Source organism: Streptomyces sp. NPDC059224 (assembly GCF_042754285.1).
Classification (GTDB): Bacteria; Actinomycetota; Actinomycetes; order Streptomycetales; family Streptomycetaceae; genus Streptomyces.
This window is the reverse complement of record NZ_JBHZAN010000003.1, coordinates 237,635-258,177: the sequence shown is the minus strand read 5'-3', so window position 1 is coordinate 258,177 and position 20,543 is coordinate 237,635. Positions and strand designations below refer to the sequence as shown.

At 72.2% G+C, this 20,543-nt stretch carries 17 protein-coding genes and 4 pseudogenes; 10 read left to right on the top strand and 11 right to left on the bottom strand.

What is annotated here, in order from left to right; genetic code table 11:
• Positions 1 to 62: 62 nt before the first annotated feature.
• The 3 genes and pseudogenes from ACFXI4_RS05075 to tyrS all read left to right on the top strand — a co-directional run.
• A pseudogene (locus ACFXI4_RS05075) lies at positions 63 to 329 on the top strand (metallopeptidase TldD-related protein); the annotation flags it as partial.
• A complete protein-coding gene (locus tag ACFXI4_RS05070; RefSeq protein WP_384988275.1) occupies positions 326 to 1,720 on the top strand; it encodes a metallopeptidase TldD-related protein in 1,395 nt (464 codons plus the stop codon). The pseudogene ACFXI4_RS05075 and the gene ACFXI4_RS05070, both read left to right, overlap by 4 nt.
• A gap of 80 nt (positions 1,721 to 1,800) precedes the next feature.
• Positions 1,801 to 3,069, top strand: a complete 1,269-nt coding sequence (gene tyrS, locus ACFXI4_RS05065; RefSeq protein ID WP_384988274.1) for a tyrosine--tRNA ligase — start codon at positions 1,801 to 1,803, stop codon at positions 3,067 to 3,069.
• A 77-nt stretch (positions 3,070 to 3,146) separates the two neighbouring features.
• Here tyrS and ACFXI4_RS05060 read toward each other — a convergent pair whose 3' ends face one another.
• Positions 3,147 to 3,425, bottom strand: coding sequence for a GlsB/YeaQ/YmgE family stress response membrane protein (locus ACFXI4_RS05060; protein WP_362719552.1), 279 nt, complete (start codon positions 3,423 to 3,425; stop codon positions 3,147 to 3,149).
• A 246-nt stretch (positions 3,426 to 3,671) separates the two neighbouring features.
• On the opposite strand from ACFXI4_RS05060, the gene ACFXI4_RS05055 reads away from it, so the two are divergent.
• On the top strand, positions 3,672 to 4,070 hold the full coding sequence (locus ACFXI4_RS05055) for a DUF3099 domain-containing protein (RefSeq protein ID WP_384988272.1): 399 nt from the start codon (positions 3,672 to 3,674) through the stop codon (positions 4,068 to 4,070).
• 216 nt (positions 4,071 to 4,286) lie between these two features.
• Positions 4,287 to 4,508 carry a hypothetical protein gene (locus ACFXI4_RS05050; RefSeq protein WP_384988271.1) on the top strand — a complete coding sequence of 74 codons (222 nt, stop codon included), beginning with the start codon at positions 4,287 to 4,289 and terminating at the stop codon, positions 4,506 to 4,508.
• On the opposite strand, the gene moaA is transcribed toward ACFXI4_RS05050, so the two are convergent.
• The 3 genes from moaA to ACFXI4_RS05035 all read right to left on the bottom strand — a co-directional run bounded on the left by moaA (position 4,505) and on the right by ACFXI4_RS05035 (position 7,622).
• On the bottom strand, positions 4,505 to 5,494 hold the full coding sequence (gene moaA, locus ACFXI4_RS05045; RefSeq protein WP_384988270.1) for a GTP 3',8-cyclase MoaA: 990 nt from the start codon (positions 5,492 to 5,494) through the stop codon (positions 4,505 to 4,507). The two genes, ACFXI4_RS05050 and moaA, sit on opposite strands and share 4 nt — an antisense overlap.
• A gap of 155 nt (positions 5,495 to 5,649) precedes the next feature.
• A complete protein-coding gene (locus tag ACFXI4_RS05040) occupies positions 5,650 to 7,269 on the bottom strand; it encodes a cation acetate symporter (RefSeq protein ID WP_362719562.1) in 1,620 nt (539 codons plus the stop codon).
• On the bottom strand, positions 7,266 to 7,622 hold the full coding sequence (locus ACFXI4_RS05035) for a DUF485 domain-containing protein (protein ID WP_362719565.1): 357 nt from the start codon (positions 7,620 to 7,622) through the stop codon (positions 7,266 to 7,268). Before ACFXI4_RS05035 ends, ACFXI4_RS05040 begins: the two co-directional genes overlap by 4 nt.
• A 337-nt stretch (positions 7,623 to 7,959) precedes the next feature.
• Between ACFXI4_RS05035 and ACFXI4_RS05030 the strand changes: the two genes are divergently transcribed.
• From ACFXI4_RS05030 to ACFXI4_RS05015, 4 genes are all read left to right on the top strand, one after another.
• Positions 7,960 to 9,486 carry a S8 family serine peptidase gene (locus ACFXI4_RS05030; RefSeq protein WP_384988268.1) on the top strand — a complete coding sequence of 509 codons (1,527 nt, stop codon included), beginning with the start codon at positions 7,960 to 7,962 and terminating at the stop codon, positions 9,484 to 9,486.
• 65 nt (positions 9,487 to 9,551) lie between these two features.
• The gene (locus ACFXI4_RS05025; RefSeq protein WP_384988267.1) at positions 9,552 to 11,108 is read left to right on the top strand and encodes a S8 family serine peptidase; all 1,557 of its coding nucleotides are present in this window, start codon (positions 9,552 to 9,554) and stop codon (positions 11,106 to 11,108) included.
• A gap of 37 nt (positions 11,109 to 11,145) precedes the next feature.
• Complete coding sequence (locus tag ACFXI4_RS05020) at positions 11,146 to 12,522, top strand: CoA transferase (RefSeq protein WP_384988266.1); 1,377 nt, start codon at positions 11,146 to 11,148, stop codon at positions 12,520 to 12,522.
• Between the two features lie 105 nt (positions 12,523 to 12,627).
• Entirely contained in the window at positions 12,628 to 13,638 is a 1,011-nt protein-coding gene (locus ACFXI4_RS05015) for a CopD family protein (protein WP_384988265.1), read from the top strand.
• A gap of 13 nt (positions 13,639 to 13,651) precedes the next feature.
• Here the strand turns inward: ACFXI4_RS05015 and ACFXI4_RS05010 are convergent, their stop codons facing one another.
• The 7 genes and pseudogenes from ACFXI4_RS05010 to ACFXI4_RS04980 all read right to left on the bottom strand — a co-directional run.
• Positions 13,652 to 14,698 carry a zinc-dependent alcohol dehydrogenase family protein gene (locus ACFXI4_RS05010; protein WP_384988264.1) on the bottom strand — a complete coding sequence of 349 codons (1,047 nt, stop codon included), beginning with the start codon at positions 14,696 to 14,698 and terminating at the stop codon, positions 13,652 to 13,654.
• A gap of 36 nt (positions 14,699 to 14,734) precedes the next feature.
• Positions 14,735 to 15,400, bottom strand: a complete 666-nt coding sequence (locus ACFXI4_RS05005) for a lysoplasmalogenase (protein ID WP_384988262.1) — start codon at positions 15,398 to 15,400, stop codon at positions 14,735 to 14,737.
• The gene (locus tag ACFXI4_RS05000; RefSeq protein WP_362730125.1) at positions 15,397 to 16,263 is read right to left on the bottom strand and encodes a sterol desaturase family protein; all 867 of its coding nucleotides are present in this window, start codon (positions 16,261 to 16,263) and stop codon (positions 15,397 to 15,399) included. The genes ACFXI4_RS05005 and ACFXI4_RS05000 overlap by 4 nt, the downstream gene beginning before the upstream one ends.
• 126 nt (positions 16,264 to 16,389) lie before the next feature.
• Positions 16,390 to 17,103 carry a VIT family protein gene (locus tag ACFXI4_RS04995; RefSeq protein WP_384988260.1) on the bottom strand — a complete coding sequence of 238 codons (714 nt, stop codon included), beginning with the start codon at positions 17,101 to 17,103 and terminating at the stop codon, positions 16,390 to 16,392.
• A gap of 149 nt (positions 17,104 to 17,252) precedes the next feature.
• A pseudogene (locus ACFXI4_RS04990) lies at positions 17,253 to 17,753 on the bottom strand (amidohydrolase); the annotation flags it as partial.
• A gap of 25 nt (positions 17,754 to 17,778) precedes the next feature.
• A pseudogene (locus tag ACFXI4_RS04985) lies at positions 17,779 to 18,606 on the bottom strand (SDR family NAD(P)-dependent oxidoreductase); the annotation flags it as partial.
• A pseudogene (locus ACFXI4_RS04980) lies at positions 18,596 to 19,303 on the bottom strand (acetoacetate decarboxylase family protein); the annotation flags it as partial. The pseudogenes ACFXI4_RS04985 and ACFXI4_RS04980, both read right to left, overlap by 11 nt.
• A 213-nt stretch (positions 19,304 to 19,516) precedes the next feature.
• On the opposite strand from ACFXI4_RS04980, the gene ACFXI4_RS04975 reads away from it, so the two are divergent.
• Positions 19,517 to 20,518, top strand: coding sequence for a DEDDh family exonuclease (locus tag ACFXI4_RS04975; RefSeq protein WP_384988258.1), 1,002 nt, complete (start codon positions 19,517 to 19,519; stop codon positions 20,516 to 20,518).
• The last annotated feature ends 25 nt before the right edge of the window (positions 20,519 to 20,543 follow it).

Here is a 20,543-nt window from a genome sequence, read left to right as displayed (position 1 = left end):
TGAATAACCGCCTGACCTGCGCAAACGCCGATCAGAGAGGTATGCCCCCTGACCCTGCGGCGAACTTCCAGTTCACCGGCCAGCGGTTCTTCAGGATCGAGAACGGGCGGATCACAGGGCAGCTCCGGGACGTCGCCTACCAGGCGACGACCACCGACTTCTGGGGCTCCATGGCGGCGGTCGGCGGTCCGGGCACGTACGTCCTGGGCGGTGCCTTCAACTGCGGCAAGGCCCAGCCGGGACAGGTCGCCGCCGTGTCCCACGGCTGCCCCTCGGCCCTCTTCAAGGGAGTCAACATCCTCAACACCACGCAGGAGGCCGGTCGATGAGCGCCCGCAGCAGCAAGCCGCACGACATCGTCGAGCGGGCCCTGGAACTCTCCCGCGCCGACGGCTGTGTGGTCATCGCCGACGAGCACTCCACCGCCAACCTGCGCTGGGCGGGCAACGCGCTCACCACGAACGGCGTGACCCGGGGCCGTTCGCTCACCGTCGTCGCGACCGTCGACGGCAAGGAGGGCACGGCCTCCGGTGTGGTGTCCCGGTCGGCCGTGACCGCCGACGACCTGGAGCCGCTGGTGCGGGCCGCCGAGGCCGCCGCGCGCGGCGCCGGTCCCGCCGAGGACGCGCAGCCGCTGGTCACCGGCGTGCCGGAGGCTCCGGACTTCACCGACGCGCCCGCCGAGACCTCCTCGGCCGTGTTCACCGACTTCGCCCCCGCACTGGGCGAGGCCTTCGCACGCGCGCGTGCCGGCGGCCGCGAGCTGTACGGCTTCGCCAACCACGAGCTGGTCTCGACGTACGTGGGCACCTCGACCGGGCTGCGGCTGCGCCACGACCAGCCCACCGGAACACTGGAGCTGAACGCCAAGTCGCCGGACCGTAGCCGGTCGGCCTGGGCGGGGCGGTCCACCCGGGACTTCAAGGACGTCGATCCCGGCACGCTCGACGCCGAACTGGCCGTCCGGCTGGGCTGGGCGGAGCGCCGGGTGGAGCTGCCGGCGGGCCGGTACGAGACGCTGCTGCCGCCGACCGCCGTGGCGGACCTGCTGATCTACCAGCTGTGGTCGGCGTCCGGGCGGGACGCGACCGAGGGCCGGACGGTGTTCTCCAAGCCGGGCGGCGGCACCCGCGTCGGCGAGCGGCTGACCGAGCTGCCGCTGACCCTGCGCAGCGACCCGAACGAGCCGGGCCTGGAGTCCGCGCCGTTCGTCGTGGCGCACTCCTCCGGCGGTGACCGTTCGGTCTTCGACAACGGGATGCCGGTCGGCGCCACCGAGTGGGTCGCGGGCGGCGTGCTCAGGCACCTGACCACCACCCGGCACACGGCCGGTCTGACCGGGCTGCCGGTCGCCCCGGCGGGCGGGAACCTGATCCTGGACGGCGGTGAGGACCGCTCCCTGGAGGAGATGGTCGCCGCCACCGAGAGGGGTCTGCTGCTGACGTGCCTCTGGTACATCCGCGAGGTCGACCCGGCGACGCTGCTGCTCACCGGGCTGACCAGGGACGGTGTGTACCTGGTGGAGAACGGCCAGGTCACCGGGCAGGTGAACAACTTCCGGTTCAACGAGTCACCGGTCGACCTGCTGGGGCGGGCCACGGAGGCCGGGCGCACGGAAAAGACGCTGCCGAGGGAGTGGAGCGACTGGTTCACTAGGGCTGCGATGCCCGCGCTGCGCGTGCCCGACTTCAATATGAGCTCAGTCAGTCAGGGCGTATAACCTCGTAGCCGGGTGGTCGCTCGACCACCCGAAGATCATCTGATGATCAGCCGAAGATCGCCCAAGGAGATACGAGAACCGTGACGGACATCGTCGACGAGCTGAAGTGGCGGGGGCTCATCGCCCTCTCCACGGACGAGGACGCATTGCGCAAGGCGTTCGCGGACGGTCCTGTCACGTTCTATTGCGGCTTCGACCCGACCGCGCCCAGCCTGCACCTCGGCAACCTCGTGCAGATCCTGACGATGCGCCGGATCCAGCAGGCGGGCAACCGCCCGCTGGGCCTGGTCGGGGGTGCCACCGGCCTGATCGGCGACCCAAAGCCGAACGCCGAGCGCACGCTGAACGCGCCCGAGGTCGTCGCCCAGTGGGTCGAGCGGCTGCGCGCGCAGATCGCTCCGCTGCTGGACTTCGAGGGGCCGAACGCGGCGGTCATGGTCAACAACCTGGACTGGACCCAGGGCATGTCCGCCATCGAGTTCCTGCGGGATGTCGGCAAGCACTTCCGCGTGAACAAGATGGTCACCAAGGAGGCCGTCGCCCGGCGTCTGGAGTCCCAGGAGGGCATCAGCTACACCGAGTTCAGCTACCAGATCCTCCAGGGGATGGACTTCCTGGAGCTGTACCGGCGGCACGGCTGCACGCTGCAGACCGGCGGCAGCGACCAGTGGGGCAACCTCACCTCGGGCACCGACCTGATCCACAAGGTCGAGCCCGGCGCCGTGGTGCACGCTCTGGGCACGCCGCTGATCACCAAGGCCGACGGCACCAAGTTCGGCAAGACGGAGTCCGGCACGGTCTGGCTCGACCCGGAGATGACCACGCCGTACGCCTTCTACCAGTTCTGGCTGAACGCGGACGACCGGGACGTCTCCAAGTTCCTGCGGATCTTCAGCTTCAGGTCGCACGAGGAGATCGAGGACCTGGAGAAGCAGACCGAGGAGCGTCCGCAGGCTCGGGCGGCCCAGCGGGCGCTGGCCGAGGAGCTGACGACGCTGGTGCACGGCGCCGGCCAGACGGCCGCGGTGATCGCCGCCAGCCGTGCGCTCTTCGGGCAGGGCGAGCTGGCGGAACTGGACGAGCGGACCCTGGCCGCCTCGCTCTCCGAGGTGCCGCACATCCAGGTGGCCGGACTGGCGCCGGTGGTGGACCTGTTCGCCGAGGTCGGGCTGGTGGCCAGCAAGTCCGCCGCCCGGCGGACCGTGAAGGAGGGCGGGGCCTACGTGAACAACGTCAAGGTGACCGCCGAGGACGCGGTACCGGATCCCGCGGATCTGCTGCACGGCCGGTGGCTGGTGCTGCGCAGGGGCAAGAAGAACCTGGCGGCCGTGGAGGTCGTCGGGTCCTGAGCGCCGTGGGGGTGCGGGGGTGTCACGCGGCGCAGCCGCACCTGGACACCCCCGCACCCCTTCCCGGGCGTTCCGGCTCAGACCCGGTGCTTTCGCTTGCCCAGGGTCGCCATGTACAGCATGTCGCCGAGGAAGACGATGATGATCGCGGCGACCAGTTGGAAGAGGTGCCGGCTCCAGTCGATGCCTCGTGTCTCCGCCACGCCCAGCGCGCGGGCGATCGCGTTGCCGGCGATCGCACCCAGGATGCCGAAGATGGTCGTCAGCCACAGGGGGCTGTGCTGCTTGCCCGGGATGACCGCCTTCGCGATCAGGCCCAGCACGAAACCCACGATGATCGCCCACAACCAGCCCATGGCTGCCTCCTCGTACGGCTCGACGTGAGCATTAGCCCAAGTCTCGGCCTGTCCGCCGTACGGCGCATGTCGGTACACCCGTACGCGGTACGGCGCAGAACGTTCGCGCAGGCGGGAGGGCGACCCGGTCTCGAAGGCGGCGCAGACGCGGCGTAACGTGAGAAGCGTCCTGGCCCGGTTCCCCGTACGGGTGCGGGGAAGGGTCGGGGACGGGGAGAGTCCGATGCGGGCGGATGGTGGAATGTGATGCGGAAGCAGCGCGGCGGCGGCAGCGTCCAGGTGTTCCGGATCACCGGGGCGCGCACCGGCCTTGCGGAGGACGTGCGCGGCCGGCAGCGGCGGTACGTCGTCTCGATGGCGATCCGGACCGTGTCGGTGATCCTCGCGGCCACGTTGTGGAACGTCGAGCGCTATGTCGCCGTCGTGGCGCTGGTGTTCGGGGCGCTGCTCCCCTATGTCGCGGTCGTGATCGCGAACGCGGGCCGGGAGCGGCCGTCCTCGCTTCCGTCGACGTTCGGCGTGGCACCGACCCGGCTGATGATCGCACCGCCGCGCGCGGAGGAACCGCACCCGGAATCCGTCCCGGAGGACGTGCTGGCCGACCCGGCGGCGAGGATGCGCGATGAGCGGCCCGACCCGGTATGAGCACCGGGGGCACGGCGTGCGCGGACGACGGACGGACCCGAAGCTCAAGAAAAGCTCAGATCAATCGTGCAGTTCCGGTGCCGGGCGGCAGGTGACCCATGACATACTGCGTACGCGCTCCGCATCCCCCGTCGGAGCGACGGACCGACGTCGGGCAGCTCCCCCCGTGGCTGCTCGGCGTCGCCTTTTGTGCGGGGCTTTCTGTGGGACGAAGCAGTGAGTGACGTCATTTGTTCAGCGAAGGGGTGCCGGGCCGCCGCCGTGTGGGTGCTCGCCTGGAACAACCCGAAGATTCACGCGCCGGAGCGGCGGAAGACCTGGCTCGCCTGCGAGGAGCACCGGGAGCATCTTTCGCAGTTCCTGGGGGTGCGGGGGTTCCTGAAGGACGTCGTGCTGTTGAGCGAGTGGCCGCAGGAGACGGCCGAGCAGTCGCTCTAGCCCCCGATCGCGGACATCGGCCGGTCCGGCTGGATGAAAGAAGGATCGTCCAGGCCCGCTCCGGCCTTCTTCCCCCACATCGCCAGCCGCCAGATGCGGGCGATCTCCTCGTCCGACCCGCCTGAGCGGAGCGCGCCGCGCAGGTCGGTCTCCTCCCTGGCGAACAGGCAGTTGCGTATCTGGCCGTCGGCCGTGAGGCGGGTGCGGTCGCAGGCCGCGCAGAACGGGCGGGTGACCGAGGCGATGACGCCGACGCGGTACGGTCCGCCGTCCACCAGCCAGCGCTCCGCCGGTGCCGCACCGCGCTCGTCCGCGTCCTCGGGAGTGAGATCGAAGCGGGTGCGGAGCGAGGCGAGGATGTCCCCCGCCGTCACCATGCTGTCGCGCTTCCAGCCGTGCTGGGCGTCCAGCGGCATCTGCTCGATGAAGCGCAGTTCGTAGCCGTGCCGCACCGCCCAGGCCAGCAGGTCGGGGGCCTCGTCCCCGTTCAGCCCCGGCATCAGGACCGTGTTGACCTTGACGGGGGTGAGGCCGGCGTCGCGGGCGGCCTGGAGACCGTCGAGGACGTCCTGGTGGCGGTCGCGACGGGTGAGGGCCTTGAAGACATCGGGGCGGAGGGTGTCGAGGGAGACGTTGACCCGGTCCAGGCCGGCCGTCTTCAGGGCCGTGGCGGTGCGCCGCAGGCCGATTCCGTTGGTCGTCAGGGACATCCGGGGGCGGGGGGCCAGGGCCGCGACCCGCTCGACGACGGAGACCAGGCCGGGGCGGAGCAGGGGTTCGCCGCCGGTGAAGCGGACCTCCTCGACACCCAGCAGGCGTACGGCGATGTCGATCAGCCGGACGATCTCGTCGTCCGTGAGCAGGTCGGACTTGGTCAGCCACTGCAGGCCCTCCTCGGGCATGCAGTACGTACAGCGCAGATTGCACCGGTCGGTCAGCGAGACCCTCAGGTCGGTGGCCACCCGGCCGTAGGTGTCAATGAGCACGTGGGCCCCCTCCCTAGGTACGGATCGGTTCTCTTGCGCCACTTGCGAGCCTACGTGACAGCACGGACATCGCGAGGGGACCCGATGCCACGAGGTACGACGCGGCCGCGTCGTAGGACCCTACGATCCACTCGACGCGGCCAGTCGTACGAAGGTCAGTGCGCCCCGGTACCGGTCAGGGACCGCACCTCCAGCTCCGCGTACTTCGCGGCGTCCGGGGCCTCCTTGGACAGCAGGGTGCCCACGACGCCCAGGAGGAAGCCGACCGGGATCGAGATGATGCCCGGGTTCTCCAGCGGGAACCAGTGGAAGTCGACGTCCGGGAACATGGAGGTCTCCTTGCCGGACACCACCGGCGAGAACAGCACCAGGCCGACCGCGGTGACCAGACCGCCGTAGATCGACCAGAGGGCGCCCGCGGTGGTGAAGCGCTTCCAGAACAGGCTGTAGAGGATGGTCGGCAGGTTTGCCGAGGCGGCGACCGCGAAGGCGAGCGCGACCAGGCCGGCGACGTTGAGGTCGCGGGCCAGGGCGCCGAGCACGATCGACACCGCGCCGATGCCGACGGTGGCGTAACGGGCCGCGTTGAGCTCCTGCTTCTCGGAGGCCTGGCCCTTCTTGATCACATTGGCGTAGATGTCGTGCGCGAAGGACGAGGACGAGGCAAGGGTGAGGCCGGCGACCACGGCGAGGATCGTCGCGAAGGCCACCGCCGAGATGACGGCCAGCAGGATCGCGCCCCAGTTGGAGTCGACGCCGCCGAGGTGCAGGGCGAGCAGCGGGGCCGCGGTGTTGCCGGACTTGTTGGAGGCGATGATCTCGTCCGGTTTGATCAGCGCGGCGGCCCCGAAGCCGAGCGCGAGGGTCATCAGGTAGAAGGCGCCGATCAGGCCGATCGCCCAGAGCACGGACTTACGGGCGGCCTTGGCGGTGGGCACGGTGTAGAAGCGGATCAGGATGTGCGGCAGGCCGGCGGTGCCGAGGACCAGGGCGATGCCGAGGGAGAGGAAGTCCAGCTTGCTGGTGCCGGTGGCGCCGTACTTGAGGCCGGGCTCCAGGAAGGCGCTGCCCTTGCCGCTGTTGTCGGCGGCCTTGCCGAGGAGTTCGGAGATGTTGAAGTCGAACTTGGCCAGGACCATGAAGGTCAGCAGCAGGGCGCCCGCGATGAGCAGCACGGCCTTGACCATCTGCACCCAGGTGGTGCCCTTCATGCCGCCGATGGTGACGTAGACGATCATCAGGACACCGACCAGGGCCACGATGCCGATCTTGCCGCCGTCGCTGGTGATGCCGAGGAGCAGGGAGACGAGGACGCCCGCTCCCGCCATCTGGGCCAGCAGATAGAAGATCGACACCACGATCGTCGAGGTGCCCGCCGCGGTGCGGACCGGGCGCTGCCGCATGCGGTACGCCAGCACGTCGCCCATGGTGTACCGGCCGGAGTTGCGCAGCGGCTCGGCGACCAGGAGCAGGGCGACGAGCCAGGCGACCAGGAAGCCGATGGAGTAGAGGAAGCCGTCGTAGCCGAAGAGGGCGATGGCGCCGGCGATGCCGAGGAAGGACGCGGCGGACATGTAGTCGCCGGAGACGGCGAGGCCGTTCTGGAAGCCGGTGAACTGGCGGCCGCCCGCGTAGAAGTCGGCGGCGTCCTTGGTCTGGCGCCCGGCCCAGACGGTGATGACGAGGGTCGCGGCGACGAACACCGCGAACAGGGTGATGATCAGTGTCCGGTGCTCGCTCGCCTCGCCGGCCGCCATGGTGATCGCGGGGTTCATGCGCCGCCCTCCATCCGGGACTTGATGGCTTCGGCCTTGGGGTCGATCCTGGCCGCGGCGTGGTGCGCGTACCACCAGGCGATGAGGAACGTGGTGAGGAACTGGGCGAGGCCGAGGACCAGGGCCACGTTGATGTTGCCGACGACCTTGGTGCCCATGAAGTCGCCCGCGTAGTTGGAGAGCAGGACGTACAGCAGGTACCAGGCGATGAAGCCGACGGTCAGCGGAAAGGCGAAGGAGCGGTGGGAGTGCCGCAGTTCGGCGAACTCCGGGCTCTGCTGCACCTCGGCGAACTCCTCGCTGGAGGGAAGCCGGGTCTGCGCTTTCGAGGGTGGTGGTGTCTCGGTGGCCACGGAGTCTCCTCGCGATACGGACATGCGGATTCGGACCTCACAGACATGCGGATCAGCTACCCGGAGTAGTGGTTCGGCTCCTCGTAGTGATACCAGCGGGGGGCCTCGATCCTGCTGCGGCTCCCTCCTCAAGGTCACGGCGCCACGCGTGGACAGGTTCAACCCGCCCGAGTTCTTTCGGAAGTCGTTCGCACCGGTCGCCTCCGGTCATTGCTGGCCGGTGAGTGCGGGAGATAGCTTCGCCCTGCACCACCCGTCATGTACCTGCCCGGGCAGCTCACTCGCGGCCCGGGGCGGGCCCGTTCTCGGTTGATGTCCCGGATGATGTGGAGACCCCATGGCTCATCTGCGCTCCAGACGCGGGCTGGCGCTCGCCGTACCGGTCACCCTGTCGCTGACCGCCTCGCTCGGCCTGCTGCCGGCGGCGGCTTCGGCGGTACCGCTGACCGCCTCGGCGACGCCGGCGGCGGACGGCCCGAACCTGGCCTATGTCGTCAACACCACTACGGACCACCGCACCATCGAGTCGGTGCGGCGGGCGATCACCCGCAACGGCGGCACGATCGTCGCGTCGTACGACAGGATCGGCGTGATCGTCGCGCACGCGGCCACCCCCGGCTTCGGCGCCGCGATGCGCGCGGTGCGCGGGGTGCGGTCGGCGGGGGCGACGCGGACGGCTCCGCTGAGCGTGGCCGGGACCACGGACGAGGGGGCCGTGCAGGTCCTGTCGAAGGCCGAGGCCGCGCGGGCCGAGAAGCGGTCGACGGCGGGCCAGGAGCCCCTGGAAGCCGACCAGTGGGACCTGCGGACCATCGGCGCCGACAAGGCCGCCGCGATCGACCCGGGCAGCCGCTCGGTGACGGTCGGCGTCATCGACACCGGCGTCGACGACACCCACCCGGACATCGCGCCCAACTTCTCCGCCGCGCAGTCCGCCAACTGCGTGAGCGGCAAGGCCGACACGACGTACGGCGCCTGGCGGCCGGTGGACGCCGACCACTACCACGGCACGCACGTCGCCGGTGAGATAGCCGCCGCCCGCAACGGCATCGGCGTGGCGGGCGTGGCACCGGGGGTGAAGGTCGCGAGCATCACCGTGGCCCAGCCCGACTCGACGCAGCTGTTCTACCCGGAGAGTGTCGTCTGCGCCTTCGTGTTCGCCGCCGATCACGGCGTCGAGATCACCAACAACAGCTACTACGTTGATCCGTGGCTGTACAACTGCATGGACGACCCCGATCAGCGGGCCATCGTCGACGCGGTCAACAGGGCCCAGCTGTACGCCCGGAGCAAGGGCACGCTCAATGTGGCCTCGGCGGGCAACTCCAACGACGACCTCGACGCGAACGCCCTCACGGACACCTCCAGCCCCGACGACTCGACGGCCACGACCCGCACGGTCGACCCGCACGAGTGCTTCGACGTCCCGACCCAACTGCCCGGTGTGGTCACCGTGAGCGCGGTCGGCGTCAACGACACCAAGTCGTACTACTCCAGCTACGGCCGGGGCGTCGTCGACGTGGCGGGCCCGGGCGGCGACAAGTACCAGATCCCGGACACCCCGTCGAAGAACGGGCGCGTCCTGTCCACCCTGCCGAACGACCGGTACGGCTTCCTCCAGGGCACCTCGATGGCGTCCCCGCACGTGGCCGCGGTCGCCGCGCTGCTGAAGTCGGCCCACCCGCACGCCTCCCCGGCACGGCTCCTGGCCCTGCTGAAGGCCGAGGCGGACAACCCGGGCTGCCCGGCGGCCCCCTACGACGGGGACGGCGACGGTGTCGTGGACGCCACCTGTGTGGGCGCGAAACACCTCAACGGCTTCTACGGCTCGGGGGTCGTGAACGCGCTCCGCGCGGTCAGGTGACCATCCCCCGCCAGAACTTCCCGCACGGCAAACCCGATTCGCGAACCAACCGGAGGCTCACCCACATGACCGCGCCCCAGTCGCGCCACCGCCGCGCCCTCGCCATCCCGCTCGGCATGGCCATGGCCACGGCCCTCGCCTTCCTGCCCAATGTCTCGGCGTCCGCCGCCGACACCACGACCGCGGCCACGACCAGGGCCACGGGCGCGGGCGCATCGGACGCGAGTGACGCGACGTCGCTCAGCTATGTCGTCAACGTCCGCCCCGGGCACGGCACCTCGCAGCGTGTCCAGCGGGCGATCGACCGGGCCGGCGGCTCGGTGGTGATCGCGTACGACGAGATCGGCGTGATCGTCGTCCACTCGTCGAACCCCGACTTCGCCAAGACCCTGCGCAAGGTGCCGGGCGTCGACTCGGCGGGCGCCACCCGCAACGCCCCGCTGCCCGCCCAGTCGACCACCGACGTCGGCACGCCCCAGGCGCTCAGCTCCGAGCAGGTCGCGAAGGCGGACGCGCGGGCGGCCGCCGGACAGGACCCGCTCGAGCCGCTGCAGTGGGACCTGCCGGCCATCAAGGCCGACAAGGCGCACGCGAAGACCCTCGGCAGCCCGAAGGTCACCGTCGCCGTCATCGACACCGGCGTCGACGACACCCACCCGGACATCGCCCCCAACTTCTCCGCCGCGCAGTCCACCAACTGCGTCTCGGGCAAGCCGGACACGACGTACGGGGCCTGGCGGCCGAGCGCCGCCGAGAGCCCGCACGGCACCCATGTGGCGGGTGAGATCGCCGCCGCCAGGAACGGGGTCGGCGTCACCGGTGTGGCGCCGGGCGTCAAGGTGGCGGGCATCAAGGTCGCCACCACCGCCGGGTACTTCTACACGGAGGCCGTGGTCTGCGGTTTCGTGTGGGCGGCCGAGCACCACATCGACGTCACCAACAACAGCTATTACACCGACCCCTGGTACTTCAACTGCACCACCGACCCGGACCAGAAGGCGCTCGTCGACGCCATCACCCGCGCCTCCCGGTTCGCGGAGAGGAAGGGCACCGTCAACGTGGCGGCGGCCGGCAACGAGAGCTACGACCTGGCCTCCGACTCCATCACCGACCCGGTCTCGCCGAACGACGGCACGCCCGCCGACCGGGTGATCGACCCGCACAAGTGCTTCGACATACCGACCCAGCTGCCGGGCGTCGTCACGGTCTCCGCCACCGGCGCGAAGGGCCTCAAGTCGTCCTTCTCCAACTACGGCCTCGGGGTGATCGACGTCGCCGCGCCCGGCGGCGACTCGACCGCCTACCAGACCCCGGCGCCCCCGGCGACCAGCGGCCTGATCCTGGGCCCGCTGCCGGGCGGCACCTGGGGCTACATGGCCGGTACGTCGATGGCGACCCCGCACGTGGTCGGCGTCGCCGCATTGATCAAGTCGGCCCATCCGCACGCCTCCCCCGCCCTGGTGAAGGCGCTGCTGTACGCCGAGGCGACCGCCACGCCGTGCACCGACCCCTACGACATCAACGGCGACGGCAAGGTCGACGCGGTGTGCGAGGGCTCGAAGAACCACAACGGTTTCTACGGCTGGGGCACGGTGGACGCGCTGGCGGCGGTGACCCGCTAGCCACATATTGATTCAGTCAATACTGCATAGTGCAGTCATGACTGCAATCAACTATGCGTGGTCCGCGCTGGGCGGCGATCCGTCGCTGCCCGCGCGGATCACGACCGTGGCACGCGCGGACACGCTCCGCTCACGCCTTCCCGTACGACGGCTCGCGCGCGCGTGTGTCGGCGCGTGCGCGCTGGCCGCCGCCGAGCTCGGGGCGCGCCGGACCGGTTCCGCGCGGGTGCCGGGCGTCCGGGTGGACGACGGGGCGGTGGCGACGGCGTTCACCAGCGAGCGGCAGCTCCTGGTCGACGGTCGGGCCCCGGTGCAGTTCGCCCCGCTGTCGCGGTTCTGGCGCACGGCCGACGGGTGGGTGCGCACGCACGCCAACTACCCGCATCACCGGGCCCGGCTGCTCGCGGCACTGGGACTGCCGGAGGGGGCCTCGGCCGAGGACGTGGCGGCCCGGATCGCCGGGCGGCCCGCGACGGAGGTCGAGAACGAGGTCCACACCGCCGGCGGACTCGCGGTGGCGCTGCGCTCACCCGGGGAATGGGCCGCGCACCAGCAGGCGGCCGAGGTGGCCGCACGCCCTCTGGTCGAGCGGGGCCGCCTGGACGCGGCCCGCGCGCGGGTGCTCCCGCCGCTCGACGCAGGCGCGGCTCCCCTGCTGCCCGCGGCCGGGCTGCGCGTCCTGGACCTGACCCGGGTGCTGGCCGGCCCGGTGGCCACCCGCACGCTGGCGCTGCTGGGCGCGGACGTGCTGCGCCTGGACGCGCCCTGGCTGCCCGAACTGGCCGACCAGCACGCCGACACGGGCTTCGGGAAGCGCTCGGCCGCTCTCGACCTCACGACCGGCCGGGAAGCCTTCGAGGAGCTGCTGGCGGCGGCGGACGTCGTGGTCACCGGCTACCGGCCGGGCGCCCTGGACCGGTTCGGGCTCTCCCCCGAGGCACTGGCCGAACGGCGGCCGGGGCTGGTCGTGGGCCAGGTGTCCGCGTGGGGCGGGTACGGGCCGTGGGGCGGACGGCGCGGGTTCGACAGCCTGGTGCAGGCCGCCACCGGCATCGCGGAGACCGAGGGCTCGGCGGACCGGCCGGGCGCGCTGCCCGCGCAGGCGCTCGACCACGGTACGGGGTACCTGCTGGCTGCGGGGGTGCTGCGCGCGCTGACCGAGCAGTCCCACGACGGCGGGAGCAGGTTCGTACGACTGGCACTGGCACGCACCGCGCGGTGGCTGGCGGCGGAGCCTGCGCGGGGACCCGAGGACGGCGAGGCGTACGAGGGTCCGGACGCCTGGCTCGCCGAGACGGACAGCGCGCTGGGGCGGCTGCGCTACGCACGGCCCCCGGTGTCCTTCGCTGGCGGCCCGGGCGACTGGGCGCGGCCACCGGTGCCGTGGGGTTCGGATCCGGCCACGTGGTCCTGACCCGGCCGCCCGGACGGCCGTAGCCGCACGGATGCGCGGAATGACGCTTCGTCAGTTGTTTTCTGGCACTTGCCCGGTTCTGTCATGTCTGGCGAGGATCGTGGGGTGACCGCGACAGGACCGACCACCGAAGCGGCCGACGCGAGCGGCCCGGCGGGACGCCCCGGCAGCGGCCGGGCCGTAGCCGTCCTGCTCCTGGTGGCGCTGGCCGCGCTGGTGCCCCTGCTGGGACCGTCCGTCGCCTTGCACGACACCGGCGAGGCCGCGGCGCCGGGAGTCGGCGGTGTCGGGCTGCTGCGCGGGGTGCTGTTCGGCGCCCTGTGCATGCCGCCGGGCCGGCTGTTCGTGGACCGGCTGGTCCGCCGGCTGCCGGGCGCGCCGCCCGAACGCCCGACCGACTGGGCGGTGTTCGCGGCTGCCGCCGGTCTCACCGCCGCGCTCGGGCTCACGTCGGTCGTGGCCACGGGCAACCTGGTGCCGCGCTCGCCCGCCGACATCGACCTGGGCGGTCTGTACCTGTCGCGTGACGGCACGTTGGCGCTGATCGAGGTCAACGCCTTTCTGCTGGCCGGTCTGTGCGCCCGCGCGCGCCGTCCGGTCGTCCAGGCGTGGCCGCTCGCCGCGGTGGTCGCCGCCGAGGCCCTGCGTGCCCATCCCGCGCCCGAGCACGACCCGTTGCTCGGCTCGGCGCTGACCCTGGTGCACCTGACGTGCGCGACACTGTGGGTGGGCGGTCTGCTGCACGCGCTGCGCCTGCTGCGGCGGTGGCGCGGCGGAGCGGTTGGGGCGGCGCTGCTCGGCCGCTACGCGCGCTTGGCCGCCGTACTGCTCGCGGTCATCACCGCGACAGGTGTGTGGGGTTCGCTGCGGCGGATGCCCGCGGGCACGATTCTCGACCAGCTGACGACGACGGCGTACGGGCGCACCCTGCTGGCCAAGGTGCTCCTCGTCGCCGTCGTCGCCGCGCTCGCGCTGTGGGCACGGTTCAGGCTGCGCCGGGCGGCCGACCCGCTCACCGCGCACGTCCCCGCGCGGGCCGAGGTGGCCGTGCCGGCGGCGGTGGTCGCGGTCTCGGGCGTGCTGACGGCGCTGCCGGTGCCGATCAGACGGACCTGACCGGGACGCAGGCTCAGCCGTTGGTCACGAGCACCTTCAGAGCGGTGCGCTCGTCCATCGCCTTGTAGCCCTCGGGCACGCCCTCGATGCCTACGGTCAGGTCGAAGACCGGCGAGGGGTCGACGCTGCCGTCGAGGACGTCGGGCAGCAGGTCGGGGATGTAGGCACGGACCGGGGCGACACCGCCGCGCAGGGCGATGTTCCGGTCGAACATCACACCGAGGTCGAGGCCCGTGCCACTGCCGTGCGGGACGCCGACGAAGCCGATCGCGCCGCCGTCCCGGGTGATCTCGACGGCCGTCCGCATGGACTGCTCGGTGCCCACGGCCTCCACGACGGAGTGCGCGCCCTGGCCCCGGGTGAGCTCACGTACGGCGGCCACCGCCGCCTCTCCCCGCTCGGCGACGACGTCGGTGGCGCCGAAGCGGCGCGCGATGTCCGTGCGGACCTCGTGCCGGCCCAGTGCGATGATCCGCTCGGCGCCCAGCCGCTTGGCGGCCAGCACGGCGCACAGGCCGACCGCGCCGTCCCCGACGACGGCCACCGTGGCACCGGGACGGACGCCCGCGCCGAGGGCCGCGTGATGACCGGTGCCGAGGACGTCGGAGAGGGTCAGCAGGGCGGTCAGCAGGTGGTCGTCGGAGGCCGCTTCCCTGGGCAGCGGGACCAGGGTGCCGTCGGCGAACGGGACCCGCACGGCCTCGCCCTGGCCGCCGTCGTACCCCACCGAGCCCCAGAAGCCGCCGTGCTCGCAGGAGGTGGTCAGACCCTCCCGGCAGTAGTCGCAGACGCCGTCCGACCACATGAACGGGGCCACCACGAGGTCGCCGCGCCGGACGGTGCCCACCTCGGAGCCGGTCTCCTCGACGAAGCCGAGGAACTCGTGGCCGATGCGCTGCCCCGGCTGCCGGGCCGCCTCGCCCCGGTAGGCCCACAGATCGCTGCCGCAGATGCAGGCGCGCAGCACGCGTACGACGGCGTCGGTGGGCAGTTGCACCACCGGATCGGGCACGTCCTCCACACGCATGTCGTACGGGGCGTGAATGGTGGTGGCGCGCATGGCGAGGATCCCTCTCGTGCGGTGTCGTGAGTGCGCTCAGAGGGTGCTCTGGCGCCCTTCACGGTACGCCGTCGCCGGTGCGGGCCGCGCGTCGAGGGTGCCCCGGACCAGCAGGAACTGCCCGGCCGCGTAGGTGAGCATGATCCAGAAGTCGGGTCTCGGCAGCTGTGGCCAGTCGGCGACGCCGGTCGCGATGAGGGTGTCGGAGAGCATGAAGAGCGCGCCGCCGAGCCCGGCGACCGGGCCGAGCCGGGTGACCGCCGTGTACGCCATGGCGGTGAGCAGGGTGCTGTATCCGGCGACGGGCACCCGCAGACCAGGGGGCAGGTCCGGCCACAGCAGGGCGACCAGGGTGACGAGGGCGGCGGCGTAGCCGACGGCGAGCACGCCGGCCCGCGCGCGTGGCGGTCCGTGCCGGCGGAACAGGACCAGGTAGCAGACGTGCCCCGCGGCGAAGCAGGCCATCCCCGCCATGAAGGCGGGGTCGGCGTCGGAGAGCAGCAGCACGTCGCCGCCCCAGCCGCACAGCAGGGCGGCGACCAGCAGCCGCGGGCCGCCCGCGCGGGCGGCCCAGAGGGCGAGCAGCGGCATCAGGAGCACCTTGGCGACGACGTGCCCGGGGTGGAAGCCGCCGGCCAGGCAGCCGAGGTCGGCCGTGAGGGCCAGGGCGAAGGCGGCGGGCAGCACCCGGGACGCTCTCACGCGGCCACGGACTCCTCGGTCTGCTCCACCGCGGCCGGCGGCGCCCAGCCGGGTCCGCCGAACACCCGCCCGGCCCGCTCCCGCCAGCTGCGGGCGGCCTTCAGGTCCCTGCCGATGGCCAGGTACTCATGGGTGGCCACCTTGATCGGGTTGAACGTGTCGATGTTCTTGGTCAGCCCGTACACCGGCCGCTCGACCTCGGGCACCCACGACCCGAACAGCCGGTCCCAGACGATGAGGATCCCGCCGAAGTTGCGGTCCAGGTAGCCGCCCTGGGAGGCGTGGTGCACCCGGTGGTGGGACGGCGTGTTGAAGACGAACTCGAACCACCGGGGCATCTTGTCGATGCGTTCGGTGTGGATCCAGAACTGGTAGACGAGGTTCGCGGAGGAGAGGAAGGCGAGCGTGGCCGGGTGCACGCCGAGGGCGATGAGCGGGAGGTAGAACGGCCAGACGGTCAGCGACGTCCAGGGCTGGCGCAGTGCGGTGGTGAGGTTGAACTTCTTGCTGGAGTGGTGGACGACGTGGCAGGCCCACAGGACGCGGATGACGTGGTGGCCCCGGTGGGACCAGTAGTAGAAGAAGTCCTGGGCGAGCAGCAGCAGCGGGATCGTCCACCACAGGACCGGGATGCGCAGCGGGGTGAGGGCGTAGACCGCCGAGTAGATCCCGACGATCGGGATCTTCCAGAAGAAGTCGAAGACCAGCGACCCGAGTCCCATGCCGACGCTGGTGGCCGCGTCCTTGGTCTCGTACCCGTCGGCGTCGTCGTCGGGATGGATGCGGTAGCTGATCACCTCGATCACGGTGAGCAGCACGAAGGCGGGTATCGACCACAGCACGACATTGGGCAGGTTCGGCATGGGGGCACCGTAGAACCACCGGTCGCCTGCGGCTAGACGTTGTTACCCACAAGTATTGCTCACGGTACGCGCTTGTTTGTTGGCGATCTCCGCCAACGGCGCCGCCGAACGGGACACCGGCGGGGGCTAGACCCCCACCGCGCCCAGCAGTGCCCCCGCGGCGTACGTCACGCCCATGGCCAGTGCGCCGCCCGCCACGTTCCGTAGCATCGCCGGGCCCACCGCCGCCGCCCCCAGACGTGCACTGCTCCATCCCGTCAGGACCAGCGCGGCCAGCACCGACCCGACGGTCACCGGAAGCCGCCAGCCGGCGGGCGGCAGCACAATCGCCAGCAGCGGCAGCAGCGCCCCGACGGTGAACGCCAGGAAGCTGGCCAGCGCCGCGTTCCACGGCTTGGTCAGCTGGTCCGGGTCGATGCCCAGCTCCACGCTCGCGTGGGCCTTCAGAGCGTCCCGCTCCGTCAGCTGCACCGCCGCCTCCCGCGCCACCGCCCGGGACAGCCCGCGCCGCTCCAGCAGCTCGGTCAGCTCCTCCAGTTCCGCCTCGGGCTGCTCCTTGAGCTCCCGTTTCTCCAGCGCGAGGGCGGCCAGTTCCGAGTCGCGTTGGGTGGACACCGACACGTACTCCCCCGCCGCCATGGACATCGATCCGGCGAGCAGCCCCGCCAGACCGGCCGTCAGCAGGGCGCCGCGGTCGCCGGTGGCGCCCGCGACGCCGACGACGATGCCCGCCGTCGACACGATGCCGTCGTTGGCGCCCAGTACCGCCGCCCGCAGCCAGTTCAGCCGGGAGCCGAGCGCTCCCCCGTGGGCCTCGTTGTCGTGCGTCTGTTCCGTCACGACACGGAGGATCGCACTCCGGCCCCGGTGAGCGCAGTACCGACGTCACCGGACCCGGACCGGGGCCCACGCGCGAACACCGGGCTCGTGGCGTCCGGCGGCGGCTCCCGCAGCGGCTCGGCGATCCCCGCGAGGGCCGGTCCCGCCTTGCACTCGGCGGCGGCCGCCCGCACCGGGTCGTAACGGCGGTCGTGGTACGGCTCCTTGTCGACCCACATGGCGGGGATCATCAACGCGCCGAGGCCGGACTCCTTGGCGCGGTGCACCTCGGCGACGACGCGGTCCACCGGCGCTGTGACCGGCAACAGGGCGACCCCGCAGTGCCGTTCGGGGTGTGCGGAGACGAAGTCGGCGAGCCGGCGGTTGTGCGCCCGCGCGCCCGCCATGCCCAGCTCCGGGTCGTGGTCGCCGGACAGGCCCAGGCCCGTCCCGAAGGGCGCGGCCTTCCGGCTGCGGCCTCGGCCTCGGCCTCGTCCGCGTCCGCGTCCGCGTCCGGGAAGACCACCTCCGCGGCCACGCCGTCGCCGTCCAGTTCCTTGAGGCGCTGCGCGCTGTCCCAGCCGCCGCGCAGATAGGCGGTACTCCTCGGTGGGCAGCCCGGCGTGGCAGTCGGAGGAGATGGTCAGATACGGGTCGTCGAAGGACGTCACGACAGCTCCCTGCCAGTCCGCGTACTCAGTCCAGGACGAAGCTTTCGAGGTACGACGGGTTCGCCCGCTCCAGCATCGAGCGCGCCCGCGCCCGCGCCCGCGCCCGGATCTGGGCGTCGCCGTGCCCGCTCTGCGGCAGCAGCCGGAAGCGGTCCGCGCGGATGCCCGCCACGACGAGCTCGGCGACCTCCTCGACGGGCGTGAAGGCGGCCTCCCTGCCCGCCGCGCGCATCACCGCCTCCCACTGGCCGAGGCTGCGGTAGGGCGTCCCGCGCGGCCGGTGTTCGGCGGTAGCGCCCGGGCCGGTCGCGGTGCGACTCCCACAGGCCCGTGCGCGGCATGTACGGCCCCGGGAAGAGCACCGAGGCGCCCACGCGCGCGTGCGCCGCCCTGAGGAGGGCGTACAGCGACTCGGCGGGCGTGACGACGGCCGCCTTGGTGACCGCGTACACGGAGACCGTCGGCAGCGGCGCGATGCCGCCGTCGCCCGAGGACGTGTTGACGACGTGACCGGGCAGGCCCGACTCGGGCATCCTCGGCAGGAAGGCCTGGACGCCGTGGAAGACGCCCCACACGTCGACCTCGAACGCCCACCTCCAGTCGTTGGGTTCGTGCTCCCCCATGCGGCCCTCGGCGCCCGGGCCGACCCGGCGTCGTTGCGCAGGACGTGCACCGCGCCGTAGGTGTCGCAGGCCGACTCGGCCAGTTCCACGGCCTGTTCGCGGGCGCCGACGTCGACCACCCGCGGGTGCACGTCGGCGCCGGTCGCGCGCAGGTCCGCAGCGGCCTTCTCCTGGGCGGCCCGCTCCACGGCGGCGAGGACCACCTTCAGGCCCTCGGCGGCTTCCTTCCGGCGGCGCGTCGACGATCTGGCGCGGGTCGTCGTAGCGCTGGTGGACGTAGGGCAGCAGGGCCTGGGGGTCGACCCGTTCGGCGACCGGGTCGTACGCCGCCCCACGCGGGATCACCTCGCCGCTCACCCGCTCCAGCCGTCGGACCCGCTCCTCGCGGACGCAGTGCACCAGCACCGGGTCCCCGTCGAAGCCCGAACCGTCCACCGCCGGGAGGAACGTGACGTAGCGGTCGGTCCTGCGCGCGGGCCGGGGCAGCGGGCCGTCCGCCGTGCCCCGCACCCCCACGAAGGCGACGCCGTGCCGGGCCGGCGTCGCGCGGACGTGGTCGACCTCGCGGGCGACGGTCACCTCGCCGGGCTTCTTGGGCTCGCGGAAGACCTCACGGCCGCCGGAGAGGGCGCGCTCACGGGTCATCGGCGTCACCGGCGGATACCAGCCCTCGGTGGTGCCGTGCGCGGCGGCGACCGCGAACGAGCCCGCGCCCAGCGGGTGTCCGGGCAGCCGGACCTGGCTGACGCTGACGCGCACCAGCGGGCGGCCGGTGCGCTTGAGCGGGGGCGGCGGCACGGCCGCGACCGCGTCCGGGTCCCTCTCCCGGACGGCCACCACACCGGTGGACCAGACGTCCGGGAGCTTCGTGGTGCGCGTGGCCGCGATCTCCGCCCCGGTCCGAGCGCCGTACCGTACGCGTGCCATCCGCCGTACCGCCCGTCCGCCGGCCGAGTGCCGCGCCGTCGCGCGGTCGTCGCCGCGTCGGCGCCGGGCGGGATGCACGGTGGCACCGGGCGGCGGAAAGGTCCCCAGCCGGTCCCCAGCCGCGCGACGGGCCATCAGGACATGCGAACGGGCGGTGGCGGGGGGCGACCTGACGGACCGGGCTGTCGGTCGCGGCCCGTATCCTCAATGACCATGCTCGAAGACCGTACGACCGCAGTCTCCGCCGGTGCCCCGTGGCCTGCCGCGTATCCGCAGGGGTACGCGGTCGTCGACGTGGAGACCACCGGACTGGCCAGGGACGACCGGATCATCTCCGCTGCCGTCTACCGGCTCGACGGGCGCGGTGAGGTCGAGGACCACTGGTACACGCTGGTCAATCCGGAGCGTGACCCGGGCCCGGTGTGGATCCACGGCCTGACGAGCGAGGTCCTCGAAGGGGCGCCGCTCTTCACCGACATCGCCGAGGAGTTCGCGGCCCGGCTCGACGGCCGGGTGCTGGTCGCGCACAACGCGGTCTTCGACTGGCAGATGATCGCGCGCGAGTACGCGCGGGCGAAGAGCGAACCCCCGGTGAAGCAGCGGCTGTGCACCATCGCGCTCTCCAAGGAGCTGAGCCTGCCGCTGCCCAACCACAAGCTGGAGACCCTGGCCGCGCACTTCGGTGTCGTCCAGCGGCGGGCGCACCACGCGCTGGACGACGCGCGCGTGCTGGCGGAGGCGTTCCGGCCCAGTCTGCGGGCCGCGGCGGCGGGCAACGTACGGCTGCCGCTCCTGGAGTGCCGGCCGCTGACCGAGTGGACGGAGGCGCCGCGGATCGGCCGGCAGGCGAGCGGCGGGTACGGCGGTCACCGGCCCACCGGCTGGCGCCCGTCCCGCAAGCGGCCGGCCTGCCCGTACCCGAACCCGGGGCGGTACGAGGACGGCGGTCCGCTCCGGCAGGGTATGCGGGTGGCGTTCTCCGGGGACACCTCGACCGAGCGGGAACTCCTGGAGGACCGGGCCGTCGAGGCCGGTCTGCACGTGTCGACGAGCATCTCGCGGCTCACCAGCCTGCTCGTCACCAACGACCCGGACTCGGGTACCTCGAAAGTGGTAAAGGCGCGCCAGTTCGGCACACCGGTCGTCGACGAGGCGGCCTTCGGGCAGCTGCTGCGGGACGTGGTCCCGGCTTCGCCGCCGGCGGCGGGGAAGTGACCGGGCGGCGGGGCCGTACGGACGG